The 24,707-nt window shown below is 73.5% G+C and carries 26 protein-coding genes and 1 pseudogene; 10 read left to right on the forward strand and 17 right to left on the reverse strand.

From position 1 onward, the window contains the following. Positions 1-34: 34 nt before the first annotated feature. Together AES38_RS03405 and AES38_RS15795 are read right to left on the reverse strand one after the other, a co-directional pair. Positions 35-364, reverse strand: coding sequence for a hypothetical protein (locus tag AES38_RS03405; protein WP_053773790.1), 330 nt, complete (start codon positions 362-364; stop codon positions 35-37). A gap of 63 nt (positions 365-427) precedes the next feature. Continuing rightward, entirely contained in the window at positions 428-598 is a 171-nt protein-coding gene (locus AES38_RS15795; RefSeq protein ID WP_157883505.1) for a hypothetical protein, read from the reverse strand. A 125-nt stretch (positions 599-723) separates the two neighbouring features. On the opposite strand from AES38_RS15795, the gene AES38_RS03410 reads away from it, so the two are divergent. Continuing rightward, positions 724-1,701: a sugar phosphate isomerase/epimerase family protein gene (locus AES38_RS03410; protein WP_053773791.1), complete on the forward strand. Its 978-nt coding sequence runs from the start codon at positions 724-726 to the stop codon at positions 1,699-1,701. After that, the gene (locus AES38_RS03415; protein WP_053773792.1) at positions 1,698-2,663 is read left to right on the forward strand and encodes a 3-hydroxyacyl-CoA dehydrogenase family protein; all 966 of its coding nucleotides are present in this window, start codon (positions 1,698-1,700) and stop codon (positions 2,661-2,663) included. Before AES38_RS03410 ends, AES38_RS03415 begins: the two co-directional genes overlap by 4 nt. Positions 2,664-2,691: 28 nt before the next feature. Here the strand turns inward: AES38_RS03415 and AES38_RS03420 are convergent, their stop codons facing one another. Further along, the gene (locus AES38_RS03420; RefSeq protein WP_053773793.1) at positions 2,692-3,039 is read right to left on the reverse strand and encodes a hypothetical protein; all 348 of its coding nucleotides are present in this window, start codon (positions 3,037-3,039) and stop codon (positions 2,692-2,694) included. A gap of 851 nt (positions 3,040-3,890) precedes the next feature. Here AES38_RS03420 and AES38_RS16530 point away from each other — a divergent pair. The 3 genes and pseudogenes from AES38_RS16530 to AES38_RS03430 form a co-directional block, all read left to right on the forward strand. Beyond that, positions 3,891-4,310: pseudogene (locus AES38_RS16530) on the forward strand (GAF domain-containing protein); the annotation flags it as partial. A 24-nt stretch (positions 4,311-4,334) separates the two neighbouring features. After that, positions 4,335-4,493 carry an ANTAR domain-containing protein gene (locus AES38_RS16535; RefSeq protein ID WP_371259398.1) on the forward strand — a complete coding sequence of 53 codons (159 nt, stop codon included), beginning with the start codon at positions 4,335-4,337 and terminating at the stop codon, positions 4,491-4,493. A gap of 37 nt (positions 4,494-4,530) precedes the next feature. After that, the gene (locus tag AES38_RS03430) at positions 4,531-5,271 is read left to right on the forward strand and encodes a GAF and ANTAR domain-containing protein (RefSeq protein WP_053773795.1); all 741 of its coding nucleotides are present in this window, start codon (positions 4,531-4,533) and stop codon (positions 5,269-5,271) included. Positions 5,272-5,499: 228 nt separating this feature from the next. Here the strand turns inward: AES38_RS03430 and AES38_RS03440 are convergent, their stop codons facing one another. After that, a complete protein-coding gene (locus AES38_RS03440) occupies positions 5,500-5,832 on the reverse strand; it encodes a DUF7882 family protein (RefSeq protein ID WP_053773797.1) in 333 nt (110 codons plus the stop codon). A gap of 241 nt (positions 5,833-6,073) precedes the next feature. On the opposite strand from AES38_RS03440, the gene AES38_RS03445 reads away from it, so the two are divergent. Continuing rightward, a complete protein-coding gene (locus AES38_RS03445; protein WP_157883506.1) occupies positions 6,074-6,361 on the forward strand; it encodes a hypothetical protein in 288 nt (95 codons plus the stop codon). 16 nt (positions 6,362-6,377) lie between these two features. On the opposite strand, the gene AES38_RS03450 is transcribed toward AES38_RS03445, so the two are convergent. Then, positions 6,378-7,136 carry an alpha/beta fold hydrolase gene (locus AES38_RS03450; protein ID WP_053773799.1) on the reverse strand — a complete coding sequence of 253 codons (759 nt, stop codon included), beginning with the start codon at positions 7,134-7,136 and terminating at the stop codon, positions 6,378-6,380. An 83-nt stretch (positions 7,137-7,219) separates the two neighbouring features. Next, positions 7,220-8,317 (reverse strand): fatty acid desaturase family protein, encoded by a 1,098-nt coding sequence (locus tag AES38_RS03455; protein ID WP_053773800.1) that lies wholly within the window; start codon positions 8,315-8,317, stop codon positions 7,220-7,222. Between the two features lie 336 nt (positions 8,318-8,653). Between AES38_RS03455 and AES38_RS03460 the strand changes: the two genes are divergently transcribed. Further along, a complete protein-coding gene (locus AES38_RS03460; protein ID WP_052129290.1) occupies positions 8,654-8,929 on the forward strand; it encodes a hypothetical protein in 276 nt (91 codons plus the stop codon). Between the two features lie 243 nt (positions 8,930-9,172). Here AES38_RS03460 and AES38_RS03465 read toward each other — a convergent pair whose 3' ends face one another. The 11 genes from AES38_RS03465 to AES38_RS03515 all read right to left on the reverse strand — a co-directional run bounded on the left by AES38_RS03465 (position 9,173) and on the right by AES38_RS03515 (position 19,745). Further along, positions 9,173-9,907, reverse strand: a complete 735-nt coding sequence (locus AES38_RS03465) for a GntR family transcriptional regulator (protein WP_053773801.1) — start codon at positions 9,905-9,907, stop codon at positions 9,173-9,175. Positions 9,908-9,922: 15 nt separating this feature from the next. Beyond that, on the reverse strand, positions 9,923-10,732 hold the full coding sequence (locus tag AES38_RS03470) for a triose-phosphate isomerase family protein (RefSeq protein ID WP_053773802.1): 810 nt from the start codon (positions 10,730-10,732) through the stop codon (positions 9,923-9,925). 4 nt (positions 10,733-10,736) lie between these two features. Continuing rightward, a complete protein-coding gene (locus tag AES38_RS03475) occupies positions 10,737-11,198 on the reverse strand; it encodes a ribose-5-phosphate isomerase (RefSeq protein ID WP_053773803.1) in 462 nt (153 codons plus the stop codon). Positions 11,199-11,253: 55 nt separating this feature from the next. Continuing rightward, complete coding sequence (locus tag AES38_RS03480; RefSeq protein WP_053773804.1) at positions 11,254-12,990, reverse strand: dihydroxyacetone kinase family protein; 1,737 nt, start codon at positions 12,988-12,990, stop codon at positions 11,254-11,256. An 86-nt stretch (positions 12,991-13,076) separates the two neighbouring features. Beyond that, complete coding sequence (locus tag AES38_RS03485) at positions 13,077-13,670, reverse strand: GNAT family N-acetyltransferase (protein ID WP_053773805.1); 594 nt, start codon at positions 13,668-13,670, stop codon at positions 13,077-13,079. 40 nt (positions 13,671-13,710) lie between these two features. After that, positions 13,711-14,472, reverse strand: coding sequence for a GntR family transcriptional regulator (locus AES38_RS03490; protein WP_053773806.1), 762 nt, complete (start codon positions 14,470-14,472; stop codon positions 13,711-13,713). Between the two features lie 53 nt (positions 14,473-14,525). Then, positions 14,526-15,437, reverse strand: coding sequence for an ATP-binding cassette domain-containing protein (locus AES38_RS03495; protein WP_053773807.1), 912 nt, complete (start codon positions 15,435-15,437; stop codon positions 14,526-14,528). After that, positions 15,434-16,477 carry an ABC transporter permease gene (locus tag AES38_RS03500; protein ID WP_053773808.1) on the reverse strand — a complete coding sequence of 348 codons (1,044 nt, stop codon included), beginning with the start codon at positions 16,475-16,477 and terminating at the stop codon, positions 15,434-15,436. The genes AES38_RS03495 and AES38_RS03500 overlap by 4 nt, the downstream gene beginning before the upstream one ends. A gap of 71 nt (positions 16,478-16,548) precedes the next feature. Then, positions 16,549-17,526 carry a sugar ABC transporter substrate-binding protein gene (locus AES38_RS03505; protein ID WP_053773809.1) on the reverse strand — a complete coding sequence of 326 codons (978 nt, stop codon included), beginning with the start codon at positions 17,524-17,526 and terminating at the stop codon, positions 16,549-16,551. Between the two features lie 252 nt (positions 17,527-17,778). Further along, positions 17,779-18,786, reverse strand: coding sequence for an inositol 2-dehydrogenase (gene iolG / locus AES38_RS03510; protein WP_053773810.1), 1,008 nt, complete (start codon positions 18,784-18,786; stop codon positions 17,779-17,781). Between the two features lie 41 nt (positions 18,787-18,827). Beyond that, positions 18,828-19,745: a sugar phosphate isomerase/epimerase family protein gene (locus AES38_RS03515; RefSeq protein ID WP_053773811.1), complete on the reverse strand. Its 918-nt coding sequence runs from the start codon at positions 19,743-19,745 to the stop codon at positions 18,828-18,830. A 299-nt stretch (positions 19,746-20,044) separates the two neighbouring features. On the opposite strand from AES38_RS03515, the gene AES38_RS03520 reads away from it, so the two are divergent. The 3 genes from AES38_RS03520 to recQ all read left to right on the forward strand — a co-directional run bounded on the left by AES38_RS03520 (position 20,045) and on the right by recQ (position 24,662). After that, a complete protein-coding gene (locus AES38_RS03520; protein WP_053775646.1) occupies positions 20,045-22,189 on the forward strand; it encodes an ExeM/NucH family extracellular endonuclease in 2,145 nt (714 codons plus the stop codon). Between the two features lie 85 nt (positions 22,190-22,274). Continuing rightward, the gene (trxA, locus tag AES38_RS03525) at positions 22,275-22,676 is read left to right on the forward strand and encodes a thioredoxin (RefSeq protein ID WP_012037481.1); all 402 of its coding nucleotides are present in this window, start codon (positions 22,275-22,277) and stop codon (positions 22,674-22,676) included. A gap of 111 nt (positions 22,677-22,787) precedes the next feature. Beyond that, positions 22,788-24,662, forward strand: coding sequence for a DNA helicase RecQ (gene recQ / locus AES38_RS03530; RefSeq protein ID WP_053773812.1), 1,875 nt, complete (start codon positions 22,788-22,790; stop codon positions 24,660-24,662). Positions 24,663-24,707 lie beyond the last annotated feature (45 nt).

Genomic DNA, 24,707 nt, shown 5'->3' on the forward strand with positions numbered 1-24,707 from the left:
ACGCGGTTCGCGGACGTGACCTGCGCGGACGAGCTCAGAACCGGCGAGGAGCCGGCGCGTGGTGCGTGAAGAGCGTCCAGTCGAGGGTCGCCCTGTCGATCGGACCGCGTCCGCCGACCCTGCCGTAGTCGTAGCCGGTGCAGTGGGGGCCGGAGAAGCTGGTGACGGTGGTGTCGTAGATCTGCGGCAGGACGACGCCCGCGTAGCGGACGTCGTCGATCCTGTCGTTGTAGCCGGAGTACGAGACGCACTCGTCGACGTCGTTGTAGGCCAGCCCACCCGGCCTGACCGAGTAGCCCTGGACGCGGAAGGACCGGATGTTCTGCCCTCCGTGGGCGACCGGGATCCAGTGCGTCTGGAACACGAACCGGAACAGCGGGCCGGGCCACTTGGGCGCCGGTCCGGGCTTGGCTCCCGGGATGGTGATCTAGGAGGCGTCGACGGGGGTGGACGCGGGCACCGCGGCTGCCGGGGCAGCGGACGCCGGCGCGATGCCGAGGCCCAAGGTGGCGGAGAGCGCGATGGTGGCGGCGGCGGCGATGGTCCCCGCGCGACGGAGGCGACGCGGGGATCGGGTCGAGGGCGTGGTGGATGGCATGGTGATGGTGCTCCGTTCTCGGCGAGCAGGAGGACCGAGTCGCTGCCGCCCTGGCCGCCCGGATGCTATTTCCTATAGGATCTGGATCCCGGGCATCCGGGACCCGACGACCGCGATGGAGCAGCATGCCGGAGACACCCGCGACCCACCCCGCCCCGGCGTTCACGGCCGCGGACTGGCCCATCGCCACCTGCCTGCACTCCTTCTCCACCGTCGGCCGCGACGGCACCGCCCTCCACGACGCGGACGCCGCCGTCTGGGACCGCATGTTCGCCGACATCGCCCGCGAGGGCTTCACCCTCGCCGAGCTCGCCGACAGCCACGTCCGCCCCGCCGACCTCGAGCCCTCCCGCCGCGACGAGCTCGTCGCCATCGCCCGCGACCACGGCGTCGGCATCCCGTCGGTCCACCTGCAGCGGCAGAGCGTGATCATGCCGGGCCACGAGGAGCAGAACCTCGCCTACGCCCACCGCACCATCGATGCGATCGCGGAGATGGGCATGGAGGTCTTCTCGACGGGCCTGCACCAGCCGTTCAGCGACGCGCAGCGGAAGGCGCTGTGGTTCTGGACGGCCGAGGGTCCGAAGGACCCCGACGATCCCGAGGTGTGGGACGCCGCCGTCACGCGCCTCCGCGAGCTCGGCCGGCACGCGGCGCAGCTGGGCCTGCGCATGGCGCTCGAGATGTACGAGGACACCTACCTCGGCACGGCCGACAGCGCCGTGCGGCTCGTGGAGGAGATCGGCCTCGACAACGTCGGCCTCAACCCGGACGTCGCGAACCTCATCCGCCTGCACCGCCCGGTCGAGAGCTGGCGCGAGCTGTACGCGAGGACGCTGCCGTACGCCAACTACTGGCACGTGAAGAACTACATGCGCGACGAGGCCGCCGACGGCAGCTGGGCGACCAGCGTGCCCACGACCATGCGGGCCGGCCTCATCGACTACCGGCAGGTGATCCGCGACGCGGTCGAGCTCGGCTTCGACGGGATCATCCTCACCGAGCAGTACGGCGGCGACAGCCTCGGCGTCTGCGCGGAGAACCGCGACTACATCCGCACGCTGCTTCCGCAGACGCGCGACGCAGAGGGAGAGGCACCATGACCGACCAGCACAGCACCGCACGCAGCATCGCCATCGTCGGATCCGGCTACATGGGCGGGGGCATCGCGCAGGTGCTCGCCCTCGCGGGCGCGCAGGTGCGCATCGCCGACATCTCGGAGGAGATCGCCGTCGCGAACCACGCGCGCCTCATCGCCGAGGCGGAGCGGTTCGTCGCCGACGGGCTGTTCCCCGCCGACGCCGTGGAGCGGATCCGCGCGGCGGTGACGCCCGCCGCGTCCATCGAGGAGGCCGTCGAGGGCGCCGACCTCATCGAGGAGGCGGTGCCGGAGAAGCTCGAGATCAAGCACGCGACGCTGCGGCGGATCTCGGCGGCGGCGCGCCCCGACGCGGTCATCGGATCCAACACCTCGACGATCCTCATCTCCTCGCTCGCCGAGGCCGTCACGAACCCGGAGCGGTTCCTCGGCGTGCACTTCTCGAACCCGGCGCCCTTCATCCCGGGCGTCGAGCTGATCCCGCACGCGGGCACGGCGGAGTCGGCCATCGCCATGGTCGAGGGGATCGTCGCGGCCACCGGCAAGGAGACCGCGCGCGTGACGGACTCCACGGGCTTCGTGCTCAACCGCCTCCAGTACGCGCTCTTCCACGAGGCGACCCAGATCGTGGAGGAGGGCATCGCGACCCCCGAGGACATCGACACGATCGTCCGCACGACCTTCGGCTTCCGCCTGCCGGTGTTCGGCCCGTTCGCGATCGCCGACATGGCCGGCCTCGACGTCTACGCCTTCTGCTACGCGTCGCTGCAGACCCGCTGGCCCGAGCGCTTCGCCACCCCGGCCTCGCTCCAGGCGCACGTGGACGCGGGCGAGTACGGCACGAAGACCGGATCCGGCTACCTCGACGTGCCCGCCGAGCGCACCGAGGCGCTCGTCGCGTATCGGAACAAGGCGTACGTGGCGATCAAGCAGCTGATGGACGACCTGGGCCCGGCGCCGATCTAGGCGTCCCGGCACCACCGGCCGCGCCGCGTCAGGGCTGCGACGCGGCCGGGTAGTGGAACTCGACGCCGATGCCGCCGACGTCGCCCGACCAGACCACGTCCGATCCGCGTCGCCGCAGCGGGTCGGTGAGGAGGTCGACGCCGTCCGCCAGGCCGATGTCGGCGATCCACGCCTCCACGATCTCGCGACGGCACTCGGCGGCGTACCCGTCGGCGCTGCCCGTGAAGTGCAGGTAGTCGCCCTCGCCGATGCCCCAGGCGAGCGGCAGCAGCCCGCGTCGGGCGCCCTCCTCGTTCCAGGCGACGGCGACGATGAGCTCGACGTCGAGCCGCGTCAGCGACCGTCGGCCGAGGGAGGGCTCGTGACCTGCGGGCATGGCATCCCCTGACTGGAGGCGCATCGGAGGGCGGGGCCCGTCTGCCGGACGGCGACGGGGTCGTTCGATGGGAACCCGGCGCGCGCACGGGGGATGGCGGTCATCGCGCGCCGGGTCCCGCTCCACGCGGGCCGCTTCGGGTCAGCCGCACGGGAGATCTGGGGCATCAGCACCGCTCCGCATGTCGATGACGTGCACGCGGGGCGGGTCCCGTCGACGCGGTCCGGGCATCCGTGGATGCCGGGTGGCGGGGCGAGGCGTTCGTCGTGCGCATGCGGTCCGTCTTCCGAGGCGGCCGCACCGGCGGACGGCACGCGATGGCATGGCGTCGATCGATGCGGCATCTTCTCCCGGGGCCGTGTCGGAACCCGGGACAGGCTGGCCGGCGACTCGTGGTCGTCGGCTGGCCGTGCGCTGCGGGGACTGGGCAGTGGAGCTGTGCTGTTGTTCGAGATGAACGTATTACATGGAGCTGGAACGCGCCAGCGGCAGATCCGACGGATCTCGCGGACGGATCCCGAGCGGGATCTCGCCCTCCTCCGATCGCGGTGATCCCGGGCATCGCGCCGGCCCGACGCGCCTCCCGTAGCACATCCGGGCGCCGCGCGCGATGGGGTCGGGTCCGCTCCGGCCCGGTGTACGGTCGTCAGCACACGGGCGGCACCTGGACCTCGCGCTTCCGTTCCCCGTCGACGGACGCCAGAGGATGCACCCCCATGCCCCCACCATCAGCCATCGGATCCAGCCCGCCCATGCCCGAGCGCCGCCGCTACCTCGACGCGCTGCACGCCCTCCAGGAGGCGACCGCGAAGGACGCCGACCTGTGCTCCCCGTTCGTGCGGGCCCTCGGGATGACCGGCGCCGCGGTGTCCACCCTCGGCCCGCCGCTCGGCTCGGAGACCATCGGCGCCTCGGATCCCGGCGCCGCGCGCCTCGACGAGCTGCAGCTCGACCTCGGCGAGGGCCCCTGCTGGGAGGCGCTCGCGTCGCGCCGGCCCGTGCTCGAACCCGACGTCCAGGGGTCCGCGAGCACGTCGTGGCCGCTCGCCCGCCAGGCCATGCACGAGTCCGGGCTGGGCGCGGTCTTCGCGTTCCCCCTCGTCGTGGCCAGCGTCGACATCGGCGCCGTCGACCTCTACTCGGACACGCCCCGCCACCTCTCGACCCAGCAGATCGACGACGCGACGAACCTCTCCCGGGTCCTCGCCCGCCAGGTCCTCCGCCGCGCGCTCCTGTCCCTCACGGAGTCGGGGGAGGATGCTGGGGCGTGGGACGGGCAGTACTCCCGCCGGGAGCTGCACCAGGCGACGGGGATGGTCATCGCGCAGATGGGACTCTCCGCCGCGGATGCCCTGCTGGTCCTGCGCGGACACGCGTTCGCCACGAACAGGCCCGTCCGCGACGTCGCGAACGACGTCGTCGAGCGGCGACTCGACTTCACACCCGCCCGCTGACCACCGTCCGCCCGGACCAGAGGACCGAGGAACACCCATGACGAACACCCGAGAGGAGCTCCTCGTGCGTGCCTTCGTCACGCTCGCGGACTCCATGGTCACCGACTACGACATGATCGACCTGCTCCAGACGCTCGTCGACCAGGCCACCGACCTCTTCGACGCCGCGGCGTCCGGGATCATCCTGGGGCCGGACGCCGAGCACCTCGAGGTGGTGGTCTCCACGAGCGAGAGGAGCCGCTTCGTCGGGCTCATGCAGCTGCGCGCCGGTGAGGGGCCGTGCGTCGAGGCCGTCACGACCGGCCGCGTCGTGTCCGTGGCGGACACCGCCGAGATCGCCGACAGGTGGCCGGCGTTCGCGGAGGCCGCCGCCGGCGAGGGGTACGTCTCCGTGCACGCGATCCCGCTGCGGCTCCGCGGGCAGATGCTCGGCTCGCTCAACCTCTTCCGCAACCACGAGGGCGCGCTCAACGAGGCGGACGCCATCGCCGCGCAGGCCCTGGCGGACGTGGCGACCATCAGCGTGCTGCAGGAGCGCAGCATCCGCGACAGCAACATGGTGCGCGACCAGCTCCACCGGGCCCTGGACAGCCGCGTGGTCATCGAGCAGGCGAAGGGCATCATCGCGCAGCTGCGCGGCGTCGACATGGACGAGGCGTTCCAGATGCTCCGGAGCCACGCGCGCGAGCGCCGCGTCACGCTCGCCGTCGTCTCGGCCGAGGTCGTGGAGGGCCGCGACACGAGCTCCCTCGTGCGGTCCACCGCCGCGCGCCGCTAGGCCGTCCGGGCGATCAGCCGCCGGAGGAGCGCGCGATCCTCCGGCGTCGTGCCGCTCCGCTCGCGCACCTCGTCCGCGATCTCGACGAGGCGCGGGAGGTGGGCTCGGCCCCGCAGTAGGTCACGCCGAGCGGCTCGAGCAGCCGCTCGTGCAGGGCGACGAGGGCGCGTCTGCCGAGCGCGGAGGCGTCGCGCCGCGACGGCGCCGAGGGCGTGCGCGCCGGGACGCTCACGACCGGGCTCCGCCCGCGACGGCGAACCCCTCGGACGCGGGCTCGTGGACGAGGTGCAGGCCGGCGGACGTGTTCGCCGTGGCGACCAGCAGCTCCACCCACCGCGGGTTCAGGGCGGGCTTCCGGTTGCCGGAGAACCGGAAGCGGAGCGGCAGCTCGGGGGCGAGCCAGACGGAGCTGCGGCCGCTGCCATCGGCGCGGTCCTCGACCCAGGAGAAGGGGAAGCTCTCCTTGCGCCGGAGCTTGGTGAAGATCACCACCTGCAGGTGCGCGAGCGGCCGGTCGTCGATGTCGATGTGCGTCGCGGTGTCGTAGATCAGCTGTCCCATGGTGGAGCTCCCTCGTGCGTCGGATGCGGCGGGTCGCCCCGCCGGGTGATCGTCGGATCGCGATGCGGTGCGGGAGGCGGACCCCGGGCGGACGCATGCAGCGGTCGAACGGCTCGGGGATCTGGGAGCTCATTACGAGTCTATGGGAGGCGATCCGAGATGGCGACCCCGCGCCCACGACCCTCGACGGCCCGTTGTCAATGCCACCCCCGGGATCCGTCGGCGCGCCTACGTTCAGGGGATGAAGCATGTGACGTACGCGGAGAAGACCCTGCTGGTGGGCGACGAGATGGCGGACGTCATGATGGAGTGGTCGGCCGCGTTGGCGAGCGACGGCGACGACGTCCTCGCCACGTTCCAGATCGGCGTCGGCTCGCCGGTCATGGTCGAGACGAGCTCGACGACCCTGCCGGAGCCCGACAACTCCGAGGTGGTCGATCGGCTGCGCGCGCTCCTCGAGCGCCGGGCGACGCCGCGCTCCATCGTCACGGAGGCCCCGCGGAGCGATCCCGACGACCTCCTGGAGTGACGCGGGAACCTGGCCGTCAGTCGTCGACGAGCGAGGCGGCGAACGCGAGGACGTGCCGGGCCACCTCGGTCGGGTGCGAGTGCGGGACGTTGTGCGCGGCGCCCGCCACCTCGACCGTCCTCCCGTCGGCGACGAGACGGGCCAGCTCGGCGTCCCAGCGGGCCGGGGCGACGGGATCCCCGGACCCGCGGAGCACGAGGAGCGGAGCGGTGACCGCGGGGAGGCGCTCGGCGGTCGGGTAGCGGAGCATGGAGCGGACGCCCGCCGCGAAGGACAGCAGCCCGCCCCGGACGTAGTCGCGTGCCACCATGGCGCCCGTCACCGGGGGCTCGAGCACCATGTCGAGCAGGAGCCGGCGCGCCTGGCCGACCGCGCTCGCCGCGTGCGTGTCGACCACCGGTCCGATCAGCACGACGCCGCGGACGAGGTCCGGCCGCAGGCGCGCGACCTCGATCGCGACCTGCGCGCCCAGGGAGTGGCCGAGGACCACCAGGCTGCGCGGGCGGATGCCGCCCCGGTCGAGGGCGGGCAGCAGCGCCTCGGCCATCTCCTCCACGCTGACGCGGCGCCGCGCCCCCGGTGCGCGGCCGAAGCCGGGCAGGTCGGGAGCGAGCACCGTGCCGTGGTCGACGAGCGCGCGGGCGAGGCGGCTGAACGCGAGGTGCGACAGCCCGACCCCGTGGATGAGGAGGAACGTCGGCCGCGCCGGACCCGACGGGTCGGGCCGCCGGAGCGCGGCGGCAGGGGCGCCCGCCCGCGCCGAGGACCAGGCCACCCGGGGCGGGGCGGACGGTCGGCCGTCGGCGCGCGGCGGCAGGGGCGTCGGGGCGATGGGGACCTCCGGAGGGGGCGGTGGGATCAGCGGCCGAAGGCGGCGGATGCGGGGCAGTCGAACGGGTCGCCGCCGGCGGAGAGGCCCACGCGGTTGAGGTAGGCGATGACGATGCCGTAGGAGGCCAGCAGCGTGGTCTCGGTGTACGGGATGTCGTGGGTCGCGCAGTACTCCTTGGCGATGACCTGGGCCCTCTTGAGGGCGGGCCGGGGCATGTTGGGGAAGAGGTGGTGCTCGATCTGGTAGTTGAGGCCGCCCATGTAGATGTCGGTGAGCCAGGTGCTCCTGATGTTCCGCGACGTGAGGACCTGGCGGCGGAGGAAGTCGACCTTGGAGTCCTTCGGCAGGACGGGCATGCCCTTGTGGTTCGGGGCGAACGAGGCGCCCATGTACACGCCGAAGACCGCCAGCTGGACGCCGACGAAGGCGAAGGCCATGCCGAGGGGCAGGAAGAAGAAGACGACCGCGAGGTAGGCGATGATCCGCGTGGAGAGCATCGAGATCTCGAGCCAGCGCTTGTCGACCTTGCCACGACCGAACACCGTGCGGAGCGACGTCACGTGCAGGTTCAGCCCCTCCAGGGTCAGCAGCGGGAAGAACAGCCAGCCCTGGCGGCGGATGACCGCACCGGCGAGGCCGCGCGCACCCCGCGCGTCCTCCGCGCGGAAGACGAGCACGCCGGGGGCGATGTCCGGGTCCTTCGCGACCACGTTCGGGTTCGCGTGGTGGCGGGAGTGCTTGGTCATCCACCAGGAGTAGCTGATCCCGACGAAGAGGTTCGCGAGCGTGCGGCCCGCGATGTCGTTCGCCCGGCCGGAGGTGAAGACCTGGCGGTGCGAGGCCTCGTGGGCGAGGAAGGCGAACTGCGTGAACACGATGCCGAGTCCCGCGGCGACGAGCAGCTGGAACCAGGAGTCGCCGAGCAGCACGAAGCCGACCACCGCGCCGCCGAGCGCCGCGACGGTGGCGGCGAACATCACGGCGTAGAAGCCGACGCGGCGCCGGAGCAGCCCGGCCTCGCGGATCACCCGCAGGAGGCCCGAGTACTCGGAGGTGGGGGCGGCGCCGCCGCCGCGCCCGGGGCGGGTCAGCACGATGCGGGGTGCTGCGGAGGTGTCGGTCATGATGTGCTCGTTCCCTGGCCAGGTGGAGCGGATCGCCGAGGCGTCCCGCTGGATGTCACGTCGTGGATGGGCGACGCGTGCGGCCGAGGTCCGGGGCAACACCTCGAGCCTGGCACCGAACCCGGGCGGCTGCGCACAGGTCGCACGCAGGCGCAGGCGCAGGCGGAGGCTCCCGCGTCGCGCCTCCCGCGCCCGCGGACCGACTCCTCGTCGCCGGAGTCAACCCCCACGGCATATTTAGCGCACAATTACTTAGCGCACTAATAACCGGCTAGCGTCATCGGTGGCACTGCGCGTGGCATCCCACATCGCGGCCGGATCCTCGAGGGAACGAACATGAGCTCCACCACCACCGCCCGCACGACCCGCCTCTCCACCGAGACCAAGGCGTCGTTCAAGACGACCGAGTTCTTCGCGTACATCGCGATCCTCATCGGCATCTTCGTCGCGTCGGCCATGGTCGACAACGGCGACGACGGCCAGGGCTTCGGCGCCGACCACGCCTGGCTCTACGCCACGATCCTCACCGTCGGATACATGGTGAGCCGCGGCATCGCGAAGTCCGGCAGCCGCGAGTTCTACGACCGCGACGCCGACGGCGACCGCCGCTAGCTCACCCGCGCCGCGCCTCCGGGTGCGGACAGCACGAAGGCCCCCGCGGTGCGGGGGCCTTCGTGCGTGCGGGGGTCAGCCGGAGGGGTTCTCGACCGGCTTGTCCTCGGCGTCGGTGCCGGTCTCCGGGTCGACCTCGGCCGGGTCGGTGGGCTCGTCGTGCTCGGGCGTGGGGGAGGGCGTGCCGCTCATGGTGCTCCGATCGTGTGGCCCGCAGCCCGGATGACCGACGGAGGCCCGACCCTACTCGCGGACCGCGCCCGCCGACGGGTCGACGGCGTCGTGCCGCGACCGCTCGCGCACCCGCTCGATGTGCGCGCGCATCGCGGCGGCCGCGGCATCGGGGCCCTCGGCGACGGCGTCGATGATCGCGCGGTGCTCGTGGACGGCGTCGTCGGCGTCGTGCACGCCCGTGCGGAGGTTCTGGCGCATGCGGTGGACGCGGGTGGAGATCGCCTCGGACATGTCGAGGAGGAACGGGTTGCCGGTCGCCTCGAAGATCCGGTGGTGGAAGTCCCAGTCGACGACGAAGTACTCGCGGATGAGGCCGACCGGCATCTCGCCGCCGCCCGCCGCCGCGCGCACGCGCCTCGTCGTCGCGCGGTGCGCCGCGAGGGCCTCCTCGAGCGCGGGCACGAGGCGCGCGGGATCCGCGGCGGCCAGCGCCGTCGCCCCGCCCTCGAGCACGAGCCGCGCGTCGAACAGGGCCTCCAGCTGCTCGCCCGCGATGGGCGGCGCCACCCGGTAGCCCTTGTGCGCCTCGCGAGCGACGAGGCCCGTGCGCTCCAGCTGCACGAGCGCCTCGCGCACGGGCGTGGGCGAGACGTGGAGGTCGCGCGCGATCTGGTCGATGGCGAGGCGGGAGCCGGGCTCCATCCGGGATCCCATCAGCATGTCGAGCACGAGGTCGTAGACGCGGTCGCGCAGCCCCTGCCGGGCGGGCAGCGCGGTCGCGTCGAGCGGGAGGCCGGAGGTCACCAGGACAGTCTGCCGTCAGCGCGTGCCGTCGGGCGCCGTCCGGGCCGCGGCGCGCGCGTGCACCTCGTCGAGGATCATCGCGACGGCGCGCGGATCGTGGGCGAAGCGGCCGAGGAACAGGCCGTCGACGTCGTCGCCGATGCGGGTGAGGAGGCCGGGTCCGGCGCTGCCGCCGTAGATGACGCGGGATCCCGGGCGGGCGTCGAGCGCGCGCACGCGGGCGCGGAGCTGTCGGCACACGGCGCGGATGTGCGCGTCGGAGGCGGGCTCGGGCGCGCCGATCGCCCATTGCGGCTCGTAGGCGACGACGATGCGGCCGCCGTGCCCCGCGTCCGCTGCCACGGCGAGCGCGTCGTCGAGCTGGCGGAGGCACTCCCGGGCCGCGTCGTGCGGATCCTGCCGCGCCTCCTCGCCGAGGCAGAGGATCGGCACCAGCCCGGCCGCGAGCGCCGCGTCGGCCTTCCGCCGCACGACCTCGTCGGTCTCGCCGAAGAGCCGCCGCCGCTCGGCGTGCCCGACCTCGACGAACAAGCCGCCCAGCTCGCGGATCTGCCCGCCGGACACCTCGCCCGTGAAGGCCCCGGACACCTCGGCCGCGAGATCCTGCGCGCCGACGGCGGCGAGCCCGTCGAGGATCCCGACCGCGGCCGGCACCGACAGGTACGACGGCAGCACCACGAGCTCGGCCTCGCCGCCCGCGGTCGCCGGGTGGGCCCGCGCGATGTCCGCGACGGCCGTGCACCACGCGACCGTCTCGGCGTGCCCGAGGTACATCTTCAGGCTCACGCCGATAACGACCGGCGGCGCGGCGGGCGTCGCGGGCACGGCCCTACTTCGCCTCGTACGCGCGGATCTCGTCGACCTTGTCGGCCGACGCGCTCGTCGTGTCGAACTCGTACGTCAGCCACTCGCGCACGTTCCGCCGCGCGAGCTCCAGCCCCACGACGCGCTGGCCCATGCAGAGCACCTGCGCGTCGTTGGAGAGCACGCTGCGCTCCACCGAGAAGCCGTCGTGCGCCGTGACCGCGCGGACGCCGGCCACCTTGTTCGCCGCGATGGCCATCCCGAGGCCCGTGCCGCAGATCAGCACGGCCCGGTCGGCCTCGCCGCGCGCGACCATCTCGGCCGCCGTGGTCGCGACGGTCGGGTAGTTGGTGTGGCCGTCGGCGTCGACGCCCACGTCCACCACCGAGGCCACGAGGCCGCTCGCCTCGAGGTCGGCCTTGATGGCCTCCTTGTGCTCGTAGCCCGCGTCGTCCGCGCCGACGACGATCCGCCAGGTCCTGGTCATGCTGTCCTCCTCGTTGCCGTGCTGGTGGTGCCGGTGATTCCGGTGCCGGTGGGTCTCACCGGTCGGCGAGCGCGCGGCCGACGGCCGCCGTGATGAGCGCGAGCGACACGGCGCCGGGATCGGCCGTGCCGACCGAGCGCTCGCCGTGCGACCGCGCGCGCCCCATGCCGGGCTTCAGCGCCGCCGTCGCGTCCGCGGCCTCCTGCGCCGCGTCGCTCGCGGCGGCCCAGGCGTCGTCGAGCGACGCGCCGGATCCGACCCGCTCGGCGAGCACGTCGGCGAACGGCACGAGCGCGTCGACCATGGTCTTGTCGCCGAGCGCCGCCTTGCCGTGGCCCATCACGGCGTCGCGCGCGTCGGCCACCCCGCGGGCCACGTCGTCGGCCGTCGGGGGCTCCGCCGCCTCGTCGTCGAGCGCGTCGCCGACCGCCTGAAGGATGAGCCCCCACAGCGCGCCGGAGGTGCCGCCGCCCTTGTCGGACCAGGCGTCGCCGGCCAGTCGGAGGACCGTGCGCGCGCCGGCGCCCGCCTCGACGGCGGACGCGGCCCGCTCGGAGGCCGCGCGGGATCCGCGCAGCATGCCGATGCCGTGGTCCCCGTCACCCGCGACGGAGTCGAGGCGCCCGAGCTCGTCGGCGGCCTCCGCGACCACCGCGTGCACGGCCTCGAGGGCCGCGGCCACGCGCGCCGCCGTGCGCCGGGACGCCTCGGTCGCCTCCGGGATGGCCGCGTCGACCTCGTCGTCCTCGCGCGCGTCCACCGTCTGCAGCGCGGATCCGTCGAAGGCGCCGCTGCGGAACGCCGGGGTGTCCGCGGGCGCGGTCCACAGCCGCTCGAGCTCCTCGTCGAGCCAGAACAGGGTGAGGGAGGCGCCGGCCATGTCGAAGCTGGTGCAGAACTCGCCGACCTGCGGATCCACGAGCGTGATCCCGGCCTCCTCGAGCAGGTCCGCGACGCGCGTGAACACGACGAACAGCTCCTCGTTCTTCACGGAGCCGAGGCCGTTGAGCACCGGCACGACGCGCGCGCCGCGCACCTCGACCCCGTCGGGGACCTCGGCGTCGGCGAGCAGCTTCGTCACGAACAGCTCGGCCAGGCCGTCGGCGGAGGGGATGTCGGTCTCGTCGATCCCGGGCTCGCCGTGGATCCCGAGCCCGATCGCCATGCGCCCCTCCGGCACCGAGAACAGCGGCTCGTCGGCGCCGGGCAGCGTGCAGCCCGTGAAGGCGACGCCCATCGAGCGGGTGCGGGCGTTGGCGAGCCGGGCGACGCGCTCGGTGTCGTCGAGGTCGTACCCCGCCGCGGATGCCGCGCCCGCCGCCTTGAAGACGGTCAGGTCCCCGGCGATCCCGCGGCGCCGGGCCTGCTGGTCGGGCGCGGCGCTGAAGATGTCGTCGGTGACCACGACCGTGCGGCAGTCGATCCCGTCGCGCCGCACGCGCTCCTGCGCGTCGTCGAAGTGGAGCACGTCGCCCGCGTAGTTGCCGTAGAGGAGGAGCGCGCCGCGGCCCTGCTCGCTGGAGCGGATCACCGACTCGACCTGGTGCGCCGACGGCGAGGCGAAGAGGTTGCCCATCGCGGCGCCGTGCGCGAGGCCGGGGCCGACGAGCCCGCCGAACGCGGGGTAGTGGCCGGACCCGCCGCCGATGACGACGGCCACCTCGGGGTCGGCCGAGCGGGTGGAGCGGGAGACGCCGCCGTGCACCCGCCGCACCCAGCGTCCGTTGGCGCGGACGAAGCCCGCCGTCATGTCATCGGCGAAGTCCGCCGGGTCGTTCCAGAGCCGGGTCATCCGTGGAGTCCTCCTCATCGAGCACGTGAGGAGATCCTATAGGATATTGGATCCGATCGGCAGGGGCGGGTGGCCGACCCCCGCGGTCAGCCGCGCGCCGCCCACTCCTCGGCGAGCAGGGCGTAGCCGACCCCGTCGATCCAGCCGAGGTCACGGTGCAGCGAGTCGGCGACGGCGTACGACTCCCGCCGCATGCCGACGCGCTCGGCCAGCCGGAGCGACGGGGCGTTGTCGGCGAAGGCGCTCGCGACCACCCGCCGGACGCCGAGCCCCTGGAAGGCGATCCGCAGCGCCTCCCGCACCGCCTCGGTGGCGAGGCCGCGTCCGCCGACGGACGGATCCAGGGTCCAGCCGAGCTCCGCCTGCGTGCCGACCGCGAGGTGCGCGACCTCGCGCTGTCCCCAGGCGTCCTCGACCCGCACCATGAGGTCGCCGACGACGCGGCCGTCGAGCTCGAGCACGAGCTGGTCGCGGAGCATCGCGGCGCTGCCCTCGATCCACGCGGCCTCGTCGACCGGCCTCGAGGTGACCCAGCGGGTGACCTCGTCGAGCCGGCGGTACGCCCACATCGCGGGGGCGTCGGTGGCGGCCATGCGGCGGATCAGGAGCCGCTCGGTGCGGACCGGCCAGGGCACGCGGTCGAGCGGGGCGGCGGTGGGCACGTCGTCGTGGCGGGTCATCCGCCCATCGTGGCAGCGCGCGGGGGCCGACCCGCCGGGGTCACCGGTCGACGAGCGTGATCTCGAACGCGTAGAGGTCGGGCCGGTAGCAGTGCTGGCCGTGCTCCACGGCGCGGCCCGAGCTGTCGAAGGCCGTGCGCGACATGGTGAGCACGGCGCCGCCCCGCGGCAGGTCGAGCAGGCGCGCCTCGGAGGCGGTGGCCGCGCGGGCGCCGATGCGCTGCTTGGCGACCCGCATGGTCACGCCGCGGCCGCGCAGCAGCTGGTACAGCCCGTGGGTGGTGAGCTCCTCGGGGTCCAGGTCGACGAACGGCTCGGGCAGCACGTTGTCGAGCACCGCGAGCGGCACGCCGTCGGCGGTGCGCAGCCGGGTGAGGTGCAGCACGGGGCTGCCGACCTCGACGCCGAGCGCCTCCGCGATCCGCTCGTCGGCCTCGCCGCGCGACGACGACAGCATCTGCGTGGCCGGCGTCTGGCCCTGCCGCTCGAGGTCCTCGTGGAGGCTCGTGAGCTCGACGTTCCGCGTGACGCGGCCGTGCACGACCTGCGTGCCGATCCCCCGGCGGCGGACCAGCAGGCCCTTGTCGACGAGGTCCTGGATCGCCCGCCGGATGGTGGGGCGGGAGAGCCCGAGCCGGTTGCCGAGCGCGATCTCGTTCTCGAGCCGGGCGCCGGCCGGCAGCGTGCCGTCGTGGATCGCGGTCTCCAGCAGGTTGGCCACCTGGTAGTAGAGCGGCACGGGGCCGGAGCGGTCGAGCGCGAGGAACAGGTCGGGGGGCAGGATCTGCTCCGGTTGCGTCACGTGGATCGCTCCCTCGTAGGTCAGGTCAACGCCTCATCCTGGCATGCGGGCGTTCAGCGGCCCTCCGGCGCCTGGCCCCCGTCCGGGCCGCCGTCCCGCGCCAGCTCGTGCGCCAGCGAGTCGAGCTCGGCGCCGCCCGCCATGAGGCTCGTGAGCTCGCCGAGCGTGATCTCGTCCTTCTCGAACGTGCCGAGGCTGGATCCGCGGTTGAGCAGCAGGAACCGGTCGCCCACCGGGAACGCGTGGTGCGGGTTGTGCGTGATGAAGACGACGCCCAGCCCCCGGTCGCGGGAGCGCGCGATGTAGCGGAGCACGACGCCCGACTGCCTCATGCCGAGGGCGGCGGTCGGCTCGTCGAGGATCAGCACGCGCGCGCCGAAGTGCACGGCGCGCGCGATGGCGACGCACTGGCGCTCGCCGCCGGACAGCGTGCCGATGGGCTGGTCGACGTCGCGCAGGTCGATGCCCATCTGCGCGAGCTGCTCGTGCGTGATCGCCTTCATGGCCCTCACGTCGAGCCGGCGGAACGGCCCCTTCCCCTTCGTGATCTCGGAGCCGAGGAAGAAGTTCCGCCACACGGGCATGAGCGGCACGACGGCGAGGTCCTGGTAGACGGTCGCGATGCCGGCCTGCAGCGCCTGGCGCGGGGATCCGAGCACCACGGGCTCGCCGTCGAGGAGCATGGTGCCCTCGCTCGGCGCGTGCACGCCCGCGAGCATCTTGATGAAGGTCGACTTGCCGGCGCCGTTGTCGCCGAGCACGCACGTGACCTCGCCGGCGGCGACCACGGTCGAGACGCCCGTGAGCGCGTTCACGGCGCCGTACGACTTGCCGATGTCGCGGACCTCGAGGATGGTCGTGCCGACCGGCGGCAGCGGGGGAGCGGTCCTCCCGCCCGCCTCCTCGGCCGCGCCGGGGACGGCACCGGCCAGGGGCTCGGGCACGGGGGTCGTCCCGGCGCTCATCGTCCGCCTCCCGCCCGCGTGCGCACCAGGGTGTTGAGGAGCACCGCGGCGAGCAGCATGCCGCCGAGGATCGTGCGCAGCCAGTTCGTGTCCCACTGGGCGAAGGTGATGCCCTGGAAGACCATGCCGTAGATGAGCGCGCCCAGCGCGGCGCCGATGGCGGATCCGAACCCGCCCGTGAGCAGGCACCCGCCGACCACCGCGCAGATGATGTAGATGAACTCCTGGCCGACGCCCGTGTTCGCCTGCACCGTGGAGGTGCGGAACAGGCTGATCATGCCGACGAGCCAGGCCGCGCCCGCGGTGCCCATGAAGAGGCCGATCTTGGTCTTCACGACCGGCACGCCCACCTGGCGGGCGGACTCCTTGGCGCCGCCGACCGCGAGGATCCAGTTGCCGGCGCGCGTGCGCAGCAGGATCCACGTCGCGACCGCCGTCACGACGGCCCACCACAGCACCGAGACGTAGAACGTGCCGTCGCCGACCTGGAGCGACGAGCCGAAGACCGGCTGGATCTGGTCGTAGGACGGCACCTTCGTCATTCCCTGGATCGCGACCTGGCCGGTGATCAGCTTGGTGACCGCGAGGTCCACGCCCGCGAGCGCGAAGAACGTGCCGAGCGTGACGATGAAGCTCGGCAGCCCCGTCTTCATCACGAGGAACCCGTTGAGCGCGCCGATCGCGAGGGCCGCGGCGAGCGAGACGAGCACGGCCACCCAGATGCTGAGGCCGTAGTGCGAGGTGAGGACGCCGACGACGAGGGCGGAGAAGCCCGTCATCACGCCGGCCGAGAGGTCGAACTCGCCGCCGATCATGAGCATCGCGACGGCGACGGCCATGATCCCGAAGGTCGAGGCCGACTCGAGCCACACGCCGGCGCCCGCGAGCGTGAGGAACTGCGGCGTGTAGAGGGAGAAGAACACGAGCACGGCGAGGGCGGCGACGAGGGCGCCGATCTCCGGACGGGCGAGGATCTTGCGGATCGGCCGGTCCTCGAGGCGCGGCCTCGTGGCGATCGTCACGATGTCCGTGGTGGTCAACGCGGGCTCCTTCGGTGAGCGGGGAGGGGCGGTGCGGGAGGCGGCGCGGGCATGCGCCGGGGGGGCGTGGACTAGCGCGTGCCGTTCTTCGCGAACTCGGCGACCTGCGCCGCGTTCTCCTTCGTGACGAACGCGGGGCCCGAGTACACGGGCTGGCCGCCGCCGATGACGTTGCCGTTGGTGGCGTAGAGGTCGAGCGCGGTGATGCCGAGGAAGCCCTGCACGTACGGCTGCTGGTCGACGGCGAACAGGATCGAGCCGGACTCGACCGCGCCGACGACGTCCTCCGAGAGGTCGAACGTGCCGATCTGCGCCGTGCTCCCCGACTCCTCGACCGCGCCGACCGCGTCGATCGCGTACTGGCCGCCGAGCGTGAGCACGCCGTCGATGGACGGATCCGCCTGCAGCTTCGACTTGATGGTCGCCTTCACCTCGGCGTCGTTCGTGCCGTCGACCTGGAGGTTCGCCATCCGCCCGGAGAAGGCGCTCGCCGCGGAGGAGCAGCGCTCCTCGAGCCCGACGTTGCCGGCCTCCTGGATCACGCAGAGCGCGTTCTCCAGCCCCGCGTCGCCGAGGCGCTTGCCGACGGCCTCGCCCGCGACCGTCTCGCTCTGGCCGACGTGGGTGAGGGCGCCGAACTCGGCCGAGCGCTCGATGCCGGAGTTGATCGTGACGACGGGGATGCCGGCGGCCACGGCCTTCTCGACGCTGTCCTTGACGCCGTCCGGGTTCGCCATCGAGACGACGATGCCGTCGACCTGCTGCGCCACGGCGTTGTCGATGAGCTGGGACTGCTTGGCGGGATCCGGGTCGGCGTTGTAGGTGACCGTCGCGCCGTACTGGCCGCCGGCCTTCTCGGCGCCCGACTTCACGCGGTCCCAGAAGGCGTCGCCCGGGCCGGAGTGCGTGACCACCGCGAAGGTGAGGTCGCCGCCGCCCGCGCCGCCGCCGGCGGTCGGCGCGGTCTCCTGGCCGGTGCCCGCGCACGAGGTGAGGAGGAGGCCCGCCGCGGCCGCGAGGCCGAGGGTGGCGAGGGATCGGTTCTTCATCGAATGCTCCTTGTCGGGCGGACGCCCCGCGGGGGTCCTGGACGTCGTCGTCGGGGTGATCCTCATCCCACCCGACTGCCTTTGTCAACACATGCTGACAAGACGCCTTCGGAGGCGCGCTGCCATCGGGTCGACCGGCTCGTCGGGCCCGACAGATCAGTCTGCCCTCTCGTCGGGTCCTCTCGGCGCGCGACGGCGGCGCCCGTCCGCCGTCGAGGGCGGACGGGCGCCGTCCGGCGGGTCGTGCGGGGGTCAGAGCGAGACGGGCACCGCCACCCGCTCGACGGCCGAGCGCTGCGCCGCGTCGGCGAGCACGAGCGCCGCGCGGCCGTCCGCGAACGTCGGGCTGTCGGACGCCTCGCCGCGGGCCAGGCGGATGAAGGCGCGCAGCTCGGCCGAGTACGCCGCGGCGTAGCGCTCCAGGAAGAAGTCCTGGTAGGGCGGCTTGCCCTCGACGCTGGTGGCGGTCGAGACGCTGACGAGGCTCGTGAGCGCGTTCGCCACCTGGAGGGATCCGCGCGCGCCGAACGCCTCGATCCGCTGGTCGTAGCCCACCGCGCTGTGCCGGGAGTTCGTGATGACGACGAGCGCGCCCGTGGACGCCCGGAGCGTCACGACCGCGGTGTCGAAGTCGCCGTGCTCGCGCGCGCCCGGGTCGAAGGTCGTGGATCCGGTCGCCTGCACCTCCACGATGTCCGGCAGGAAGAAGCGCGCCATGTCGAGGTCGTGGATCGTCATGTCGCGGAAGATCCCGCCGGAGACGCCCACGTACGCGGCGGGCGGCGCGGAGGGATCGCGGCTCACGATCGACAGCTGCTCCAGCTCGCCGATCTCGCCCGCGGCCACCCGGGCGCGCGCCTCCCGGAACGCCGGGTCGAACCGCCGGTTGAAGCCGAGCGCGACGGGGACGCCCGCCGACATGACGCGGGGGAGGAGGGCGTCGACCCGCGCGATGTCGAGGTCGATGGGCTTCTCGCAGAGCACGGGCAGGCCGTGGTCGACGGCGGCGGCGATGAGGTCGACGTGCGTCGGCGTGGGCGAGGCGACGAGCACCGCGTCGATCCCGCCGGACGCCATCATCTCCGCCGCGTCCGTCGTCACCCGGCCGCCGAGGCGCGCGGAGAGGGCGCGGGCGCCGTCGACGAACGGGTCGCAGATCCACGCGAGCTCGGCGTCCGGATCCGCCGCGATGTTCGCCGCGTGGACCTGGCCGATGCGGCCGGTGCCGATCAGGCCGAAGCGCAGGGGGGTCGTGGTCATGGCGGCGTCCTCGTGTCTCGTCGGTTCTCGTGCGGGTCGCGTCAGGCCCAGGGGCGGAGGGCCTCGCGGTTCACGCGCTGGTCCTCCGCGCGCTCGGCCAGGAAGGCGCGGATGTCCGCGTCGGGGGCGTTGAGCACGTCCTGCTCCACCACGATCCAGCCGTCGTACCCGTGCGCCTCGATCGCGGTCATCGCGCTCGCGAGGTCGACGTCGCCGCGGCCGAACGCCGCGAACGCGCCCGACGACCAGACCTCGCGCATCCCGCCGCCCGCGGCGAGGACGCGGCGGAGCTCGGCGCCGTCGACGTCCTTGACGTGCAGGTGCGTGATGCGCGATCCCCAGCGCGCGACGGCCTGGACCGGGTCGCCGCCCGCGATGACGAGGTGGCCGGTGTCGAGGGTGAGCCCCACGTCGACGGCGTCGAGGAAGCGGTCGACCTCCGCGGGCGACTCGACGAACGTGCCCGCGTGGTGGTGGAAGGTCGGCTCGAAGCCCGCCTCCCGCGTGATCTCGGCGGCGCGCGCGGCGTTGCGGACGAGGCGCGACCAGGCGGCGTCGCCCAGCGGGTCGGCCTCGGCGCCGCGGCCGGGGGCGGCGGCGCGCACCGCGGATCCGGCGTCGGCGAGCGTCGGCAGCGGCAGCCGCGCGGGCCCGGACTCGGCGGCCTCCTGGAACGCGCGCAGGGACGCGCGCAGCTCGGGCAGCGACGCCGCGAACGCGTCGTCGTCGGAGAGGGGCAGCTGGATCCAGCCGCCGGCGAGCTCGAGGCCCGCCCCGGCGAGGCGGTCGCGCAGCTCGCGCCCGCGACCGAGGTAGCCGACCGGGCCGAGGTCGATGCCCGCGTAGCCGGCCTCGGCGAGCGCCTCCACCATGTCGTCGGGCGTCACGACCTCCGCGCCCTCGGGCGTCAGCTCGAACACGCCGAAGCTCACCGGGGCGCCGGCGACGGTGGCCCTCACGCGACGGATCCGGCGGGGCGGGGCGACCGCGCGACGCGGACGGCGGGGGTGATGCGGGTCTGGACCATGCGGCGTCGCTCTGCTCCTCGGGCCGTCGAGCGCGGATGTTTGTCCTGACGATAGTACGTGGAGATCGGCCCCGCCACGCTCCCGCGCGCACCGACCGGCGGCCCCGGCGGCGATCGCATGACGAGCCGGTGACGATCCGGTTGCGGCCGGCCGCGGGGACGGCGGCCCGGCTTACGCTCGACCAGTGATCCCCCATGTGGGGGAACCGCGACGCCGAGGGGGACGACGCCATGACCGAGACCGACACCGCAGCCGCATCCGGATCCCGGGAGCGCCGACCCGGATCGGCCCGCCGCGTCGCCCGCCCGCTCGCCGTCGCGACCGCGCTGGCCCTCGGCCTCTCGGCGCTCGTCGCCGCTCCGGCCGAGGCCGTCACCGTCTCGATCGCCGACGTGCAGGGCACCGGCAGCGCGACCCCGTTCGCCGGGAAGGCCGTGACCGTCGAGGGCGTCGTCACCGCCGACTACCGCGGGGCCAGCGGCTACGCGGGGCTCGTGATCCAGACCGCGGGCTCGGGCGGCCCGACGGACGCCACGCCCGGGGCCTCCGACGCGGTCTTCGTCTACCTCGGCAGCCAGGACCCGGCCGTCGCGATCGGCGACCTCGTGCGCGTCACGGGCACCGCATCCGAGCGCCAGGGCCAGACGCAGGTCTCCGCGACCGCGACCGACCTCGTGCAGGCGGCGGTCGGGGTGCCCGCGGCGACCCCGCTGCCCGACACGCTCCGCGGCGCCGACCGCGAGTCGCTGGAGAGCATGCTCGTCACGCCCACGGGTGACTACCGCGTCGGATCCGCGCACCAGCTCGAGACGTACGGCACCCTCTGGCTGAGCGCGGGCGCCGAGCTCCCGGTCAAGGCCACCGACGTGGTCCGGCCGGGTGCCGAGGCCGACCGCATCGCCGCGGACAACCGCGCGCGCCGGCTCCTCCTCGACGACGGCTACAACATCCAGCTCACGAACGCCGCGTACCCGGCCGGCGCGACGCAGCCGTACTACACGGCCGACCGGGTCGTCCGGAACGGCGACGTGCCCGTCTTCCCGTCCACGCCCTACGTGCTCGCCTTCGGCTTCGACGACTGGCGCCTCCAGCCCACGACGCCGCTCACCTCGCTCGACGCCGCCGGCCGCGTGCCGACGTTCACGGCCGGGAACCCGCGGCCGGCGTCCTCGCCCGAGGTCGGCGGCGACGTCCGCATCGCCGGGTTCAACGTCCTCAACTACTTCACGACGCTCGGGGAGCGCGGCGCGAGGACGGCGGAGGAGTTCCAGCGGCAGCGCGCGAAGATCGTCACGGCCATCACCGGGCTCGACGCGCAGGTGGTCACGCTCATGGAGATCGAGAACTCCACCCGCTTCGGCGAGCCGGCCGACACCGCGACCGCCGACCTCGTGCGCGGCCTCAACGACGCCGCCGGGAAGCGCGTGTGGGACTACGTGCGCACCCCGGCCGTGCTCGCGACCACGCCGACGGACGAGATCCAGAACGCGATCATCTACCGCACGGACGCCGTGACGCCCGTCGGCGCCTCCGCCACCCAGGTCGACGAGACGGTGTGGGGCAACGCGCGCGAGCCGATCGCGCAGTCGTTCCGCGGCGCCGACCGCACCTTCACGGTGGTCGCGAACCACCTCAAGTCGAAGTCGGGCTCGGGCACGCAGCCCGCCGACGGCCAGGGCTTCTTCAACGCCGACCGTGTCGCGCAGGCGAAGGCCGTCGCGCGCTTCGCGTCCGAGTTGCAGGTCTCCAGCGGATCCGACCTCCTCTACCTCCTCGGCGACTTCAACGCGTACTCGGAGGAGGACCCGATCCAGGTGCTCCGCGACGCCGGCTTCGTCGACCTCGTGCCCGCGAAGGCGCCGGGGGAGCGCACGTACTCGTTCGACGGCGAGGTCGGATCCCTCGACCACGTCCTCGCGACCGGCGCGGGAGCCGCGCGCGTCACGGGCGTGGGCGTCTGGGACGTCAACGCGCCCGAGTGGGCCGAGCGCGAGTACGGCGGCGCCGCCACCGACGGATCCAGCGCCTTCCGCTCGAGCGACCACGACCCCGTGAAGGTCGGCCTCGACACGATCCGCGACCCCTCGACGCTGGTCGGGTACGCCGACCGCCTCCTCGTCCGGAGCGGGCAGCCGGTGCGGTACACCGTGAAGCTGGCTGCCGGCGGAGCGACCGCGCCCACGGGCCGCGTGCAGGTCCTCGACCGGGGCCGCGCCATCGCCTCCGTCGACCTGACCGCCGCCGACGCCGGCCGCGCGACCGTCACGCTGCCGAGGCTCTCCCGCGGGATCCACCTGCTCACCGCGTCCTACGCGGGCGGCGACGAGGCGAAGGCGTCGAGCAGCGTCTGGCCGTCGATCGTGCTCGTCTGGTAGCCGCCCCGCCCCCGCGTGGAATGCGCGGGGGCGGCACCCGGTTGCACCCCGTGACCGCACGAGAGACACGAGAAGAGGACGCCCCATGGCCACCACCGAGCTGACCGCAGAGAACTTCGAGAGCATCGTCGACTCCAACGGCATCGTCGTCGTCGACTTCTGGGCCGACTGGTGCGGCCCCTGCAAGCAGTTCGCCCCCGTCTTCGACAAGTCGAGCGAGAAGCACGCCGACATCGTCCACGGCAAGGTCGACACCGAGGCGCAGCAGTTCCTCGCGCAGCAGGCGAACATCTCCGCCATCCCGACGCTCATGATCTTCAAGGACCAGACGCTGATCTTCAGCCAGGCGGGCGCGCTGCCCGCGCCGGCCCTCGAGTCCCTCATCGAGGAGGTCCGCGCCGTCGACGTGGCCGCCCTCAAGGAGCAGGCCGCCGCCGAGGCCGCGCAGGCGACGCCCGGCGCGAGCGCGGACCCGACCGCGATCTGACCCGCGCCTGATCCACGCCGACGGCCCCTCCCCATGCGGGAGGGGCCGTCGGCGTCCCCACCGCTCGCACCGCCCCGGTCCCGTCCGCGGGCCCCGGATACGATGGCCCCGATGACCTCCACCCCTCCCGCTCCGGCCGGATCCCCCGCGCTCGCACCCGCCCTCGAGCGCCTCGGCACCGTCTTCGGGTACGACGCCTTCCGGGGCGACCAGCAGGAGATCGTCGAGCACGTCATCGGCGGCGGCGACGCGCTGGTGCTCATGCCCACGGGCGGTGGCAAGTCGCTCTGCTACCAGATCCCGAGCCTCGTCCGCGAGGGCACGGGCGTGGTCATCTCGCCGCTCATCGCGCTCATGCAGGACCAGGTCGACGCCCTCCGCGCCGTCGGCGTGCGGGCCGCGTTCCTCAACTCCACGCAGGACCTCGAGACCAGCCGCGAGGTCGAGCGCGCCCTGCTCGACGGCGACCTCGACCTGCTCTACCTCGCGCCCGAGCGCCTCATCCTCGACCGGATGGGGCGCCTCCTCGACGAGGCGCGCATCGCCCTCTTCGCCATCGACGAGGCGCACTGCGTCTCCCAGTGGGGCCACGACTTCCGCAAGGACTACCTCGCGCTGTCCATGCTCCAGGAGCGCTGGCCCGAGGTCCCGCGCATCGCGCTCACCGCCACGGCCAACGAGGCCACGCACGCCGACATCACGGCGCGCCTCGGCCTCCAGGACGCGCGCCACTTCGTCTCCTCCTTCGACCGGCCGAACATCCGCTACCGCATCGTGCCCAAGGCCGAGCCGCGCAAGCAGCTGGTCGACCTCATCCGGAACGAGCACGCGGGCGACGCCGGCATCGTCTACTGCCTGAGCCGGAAGACCGTGGAGCAGACGGCCGAGGCGCTGAACAAGCAGGGGATCACCGCGCTGCCGTACCACGCGGGCCTCGACGCCGCCGTGCGCCAGCGCAACCAGGCGCGCTTCCTCCGCGAGGACGGCATCGTCATGTGCGCCACCATCGCGTTCGGCATGGGGATAGACAAGCCGGACGTGCGCTTCGTCGCCCACATCGACCTGCCGAAGTCCATCGAGGGCTACTACCAGGAGACCGGTCGCGCGGGCCGCGACGGCCTCCCGTCCACCGCCTGGCTCGCCTACGGCCTGCAGGACGTGGTGCAGCAGCGCCGCATGATCGACCAGTCCGAGGGCGACGCGCAGCACCGCCGCCGGCTGTCGCAGCACCTCGACGCGATGCTCGCGCTGTGCGAGACCGTCGGCTGCCGCCGCGTGCAGCTCCTCCGCTACTTCGGCGAGGAGACGGGTCCCTGCGGCAACTGCGACACCTGCCTCGAGCCGGTCGAGACGTGGGACGCGACGGTGCCGTCGCAGAAGCTCCTGTCCACCATCGTGCGGCTGCAGCGTGAGCGCGGCCAGCGCTTCGGGGCCGCGCACCTCATCGACATCCTGCTCGGCAATGCGACCGACCGCGTGCGCCAGCAGGGGCACGACCAGCTCGCCACCTTCGGCATCGGCACCGAGCTCACCGACGTGCAGTGGCGCGGCGTCGTCCGCCAGCTGCTCGCGCAGGGCCTCCTCGGCGTGAGCGACGACGGCTACGGCACCCTCGTCATCACGGCGGGCAGCGGCGACGTGCTCACCGGATCCCGCCAGGTGCCCATGCGGCAGGAGCCCGAGCGCATCGTGCGCGGCCGCGGCACGCGCACCACCCGGGCCAAGGGCGGCCAGGTCGTCGACCTGCCCGAGGAGGCGCAGGGCCTGTTCGAGGCCCTCCGCGCGTGGCGCTCGGAGCAGGCGAAGGAGCAGGGCGTGCCCGCGTACGTCGTGTTCGCCGACGTCACGCTGCGCGAGGTCGCCACCGTGCGCCCGCAGGATCTCGGGCAGCTCGCCGGCATCACGGGCGTCGGCCAGAAGAAGCTCGACACCTACGGCGAGGGGCTCCTCGCGGTGGTCGCCGCGGGATCCGACGCCGCCGGGTAGCGCCGAGGGCGGGGGAGAGGGACCCGATCCCGAGCCTCGAGGGCT

The sequence above is a fragment of the Clavibacter capsici genome (assembly GCF_001280205.1).
Classification (GTDB): domain Bacteria; phylum Actinomycetota; class Actinomycetes; order Actinomycetales; family Microbacteriaceae; genus Clavibacter; species Clavibacter capsici.

What these genes read in the sequence shown, in the direction of transcription:
- AES38_RS15795 (WP_157883505.1), bottom strand. Translation starts at nt 598, where the DNA reads ATGCCATCCACCACGCCCTCGACCCGATCCCCGCGTCGCCTCCGTCGC.
- AES38_RS03410 (WP_053773791.1), top strand. Translation starts at nt 724, where the DNA reads ATGCCGGAGACACCCGCGACCCACCCCGCCCCGGCGTTCACGGCCGCG.
- AES38_RS03415 (WP_053773792.1), top strand. Translation starts at nt 1,698, where the DNA reads ATGACCGACCAGCACAGCACCGCACGCAGCATCGCCATCGTCGGATCC.
- AES38_RS03420 (WP_053773793.1), bottom strand. Translation starts at nt 3,039, where the DNA reads ATGCCCGCAGGTCACGAGCCCTCCCTCGGCCGACGGTCGCTGACGCGG.
- AES38_RS03430 (WP_053773795.1), top strand. Translation starts at nt 4,531, where the DNA reads ATGACGAACACCCGAGAGGAGCTCCTCGTGCGTGCCTTCGTCACGCTC.
- AES38_RS03440 (WP_053773797.1), bottom strand. Translation starts at nt 5,832, where the DNA reads ATGGGACAGCTGATCTACGACACCGCGACGCACATCGACATCGACGAC.
- AES38_RS03445 (WP_157883506.1), top strand. Translation starts at nt 6,074, where the DNA reads ATGAAGCATGTGACGTACGCGGAGAAGACCCTGCTGGTGGGCGACGAG.
- AES38_RS03455 (WP_053773800.1), bottom strand. Translation starts at nt 8,317, where the DNA reads ATGACCGACACCTCCGCAGCACCCCGCATCGTGCTGACCCGCCCCGGG.
- AES38_RS03460 (WP_052129290.1), top strand. Translation starts at nt 8,654, where the DNA reads ATGAGCTCCACCACCACCGCCCGCACGACCCGCCTCTCCACCGAGACC.
- AES38_RS03475 (WP_053773803.1), bottom strand. Translation starts at nt 11,198, where the DNA reads ATGACCAGGACCTGGCGGATCGTCGTCGGCGCGGACGACGCGGGCTAC.
- AES38_RS03480 (WP_053773804.1), bottom strand. Translation starts at nt 12,990, where the DNA reads ATGACCCGGCTCTGGAACGACCCGGCGGACTTCGCCGATGACATGACG.
- AES38_RS03485 (WP_053773805.1), bottom strand. Translation starts at nt 13,670, where the DNA reads ATGACCCGCCACGACGACGTGCCCACCGCCGCCCCGCTCGACCGCGTG.
- AES38_RS03495 (WP_053773807.1), bottom strand. Translation starts at nt 15,437, where the DNA reads ATGAGCGCCGGGACGACCCCCGTGCCCGAGCCCCTGGCCGGTGCCGTC.
- AES38_RS03505 (WP_053773809.1), bottom strand. Translation starts at nt 17,526, where the DNA reads ATGAAGAACCGATCCCTCGCCACCCTCGGCCTCGCGGCCGCGGCGGGC.
- iolG (WP_053773810.1), bottom strand. Translation starts at nt 18,786, where the DNA reads ATGACCACGACCCCCCTGCGCTTCGGCCTGATCGGCACCGGCCGCATC.
- AES38_RS03520 (WP_053775646.1), top strand. Translation starts at nt 20,045, where the DNA reads ATGACCGAGACCGACACCGCAGCCGCATCCGGATCCCGGGAGCGCCGA.
- trxA (WP_012037481.1), top strand. Translation starts at nt 22,275, where the DNA reads ATGGCCACCACCGAGCTGACCGCAGAGAACTTCGAGAGCATCGTCGAC.
- recQ (WP_053773812.1), top strand. Translation starts at nt 22,788, where the DNA reads ATGACCTCCACCCCTCCCGCTCCGGCCGGATCCCCCGCGCTCGCACCC.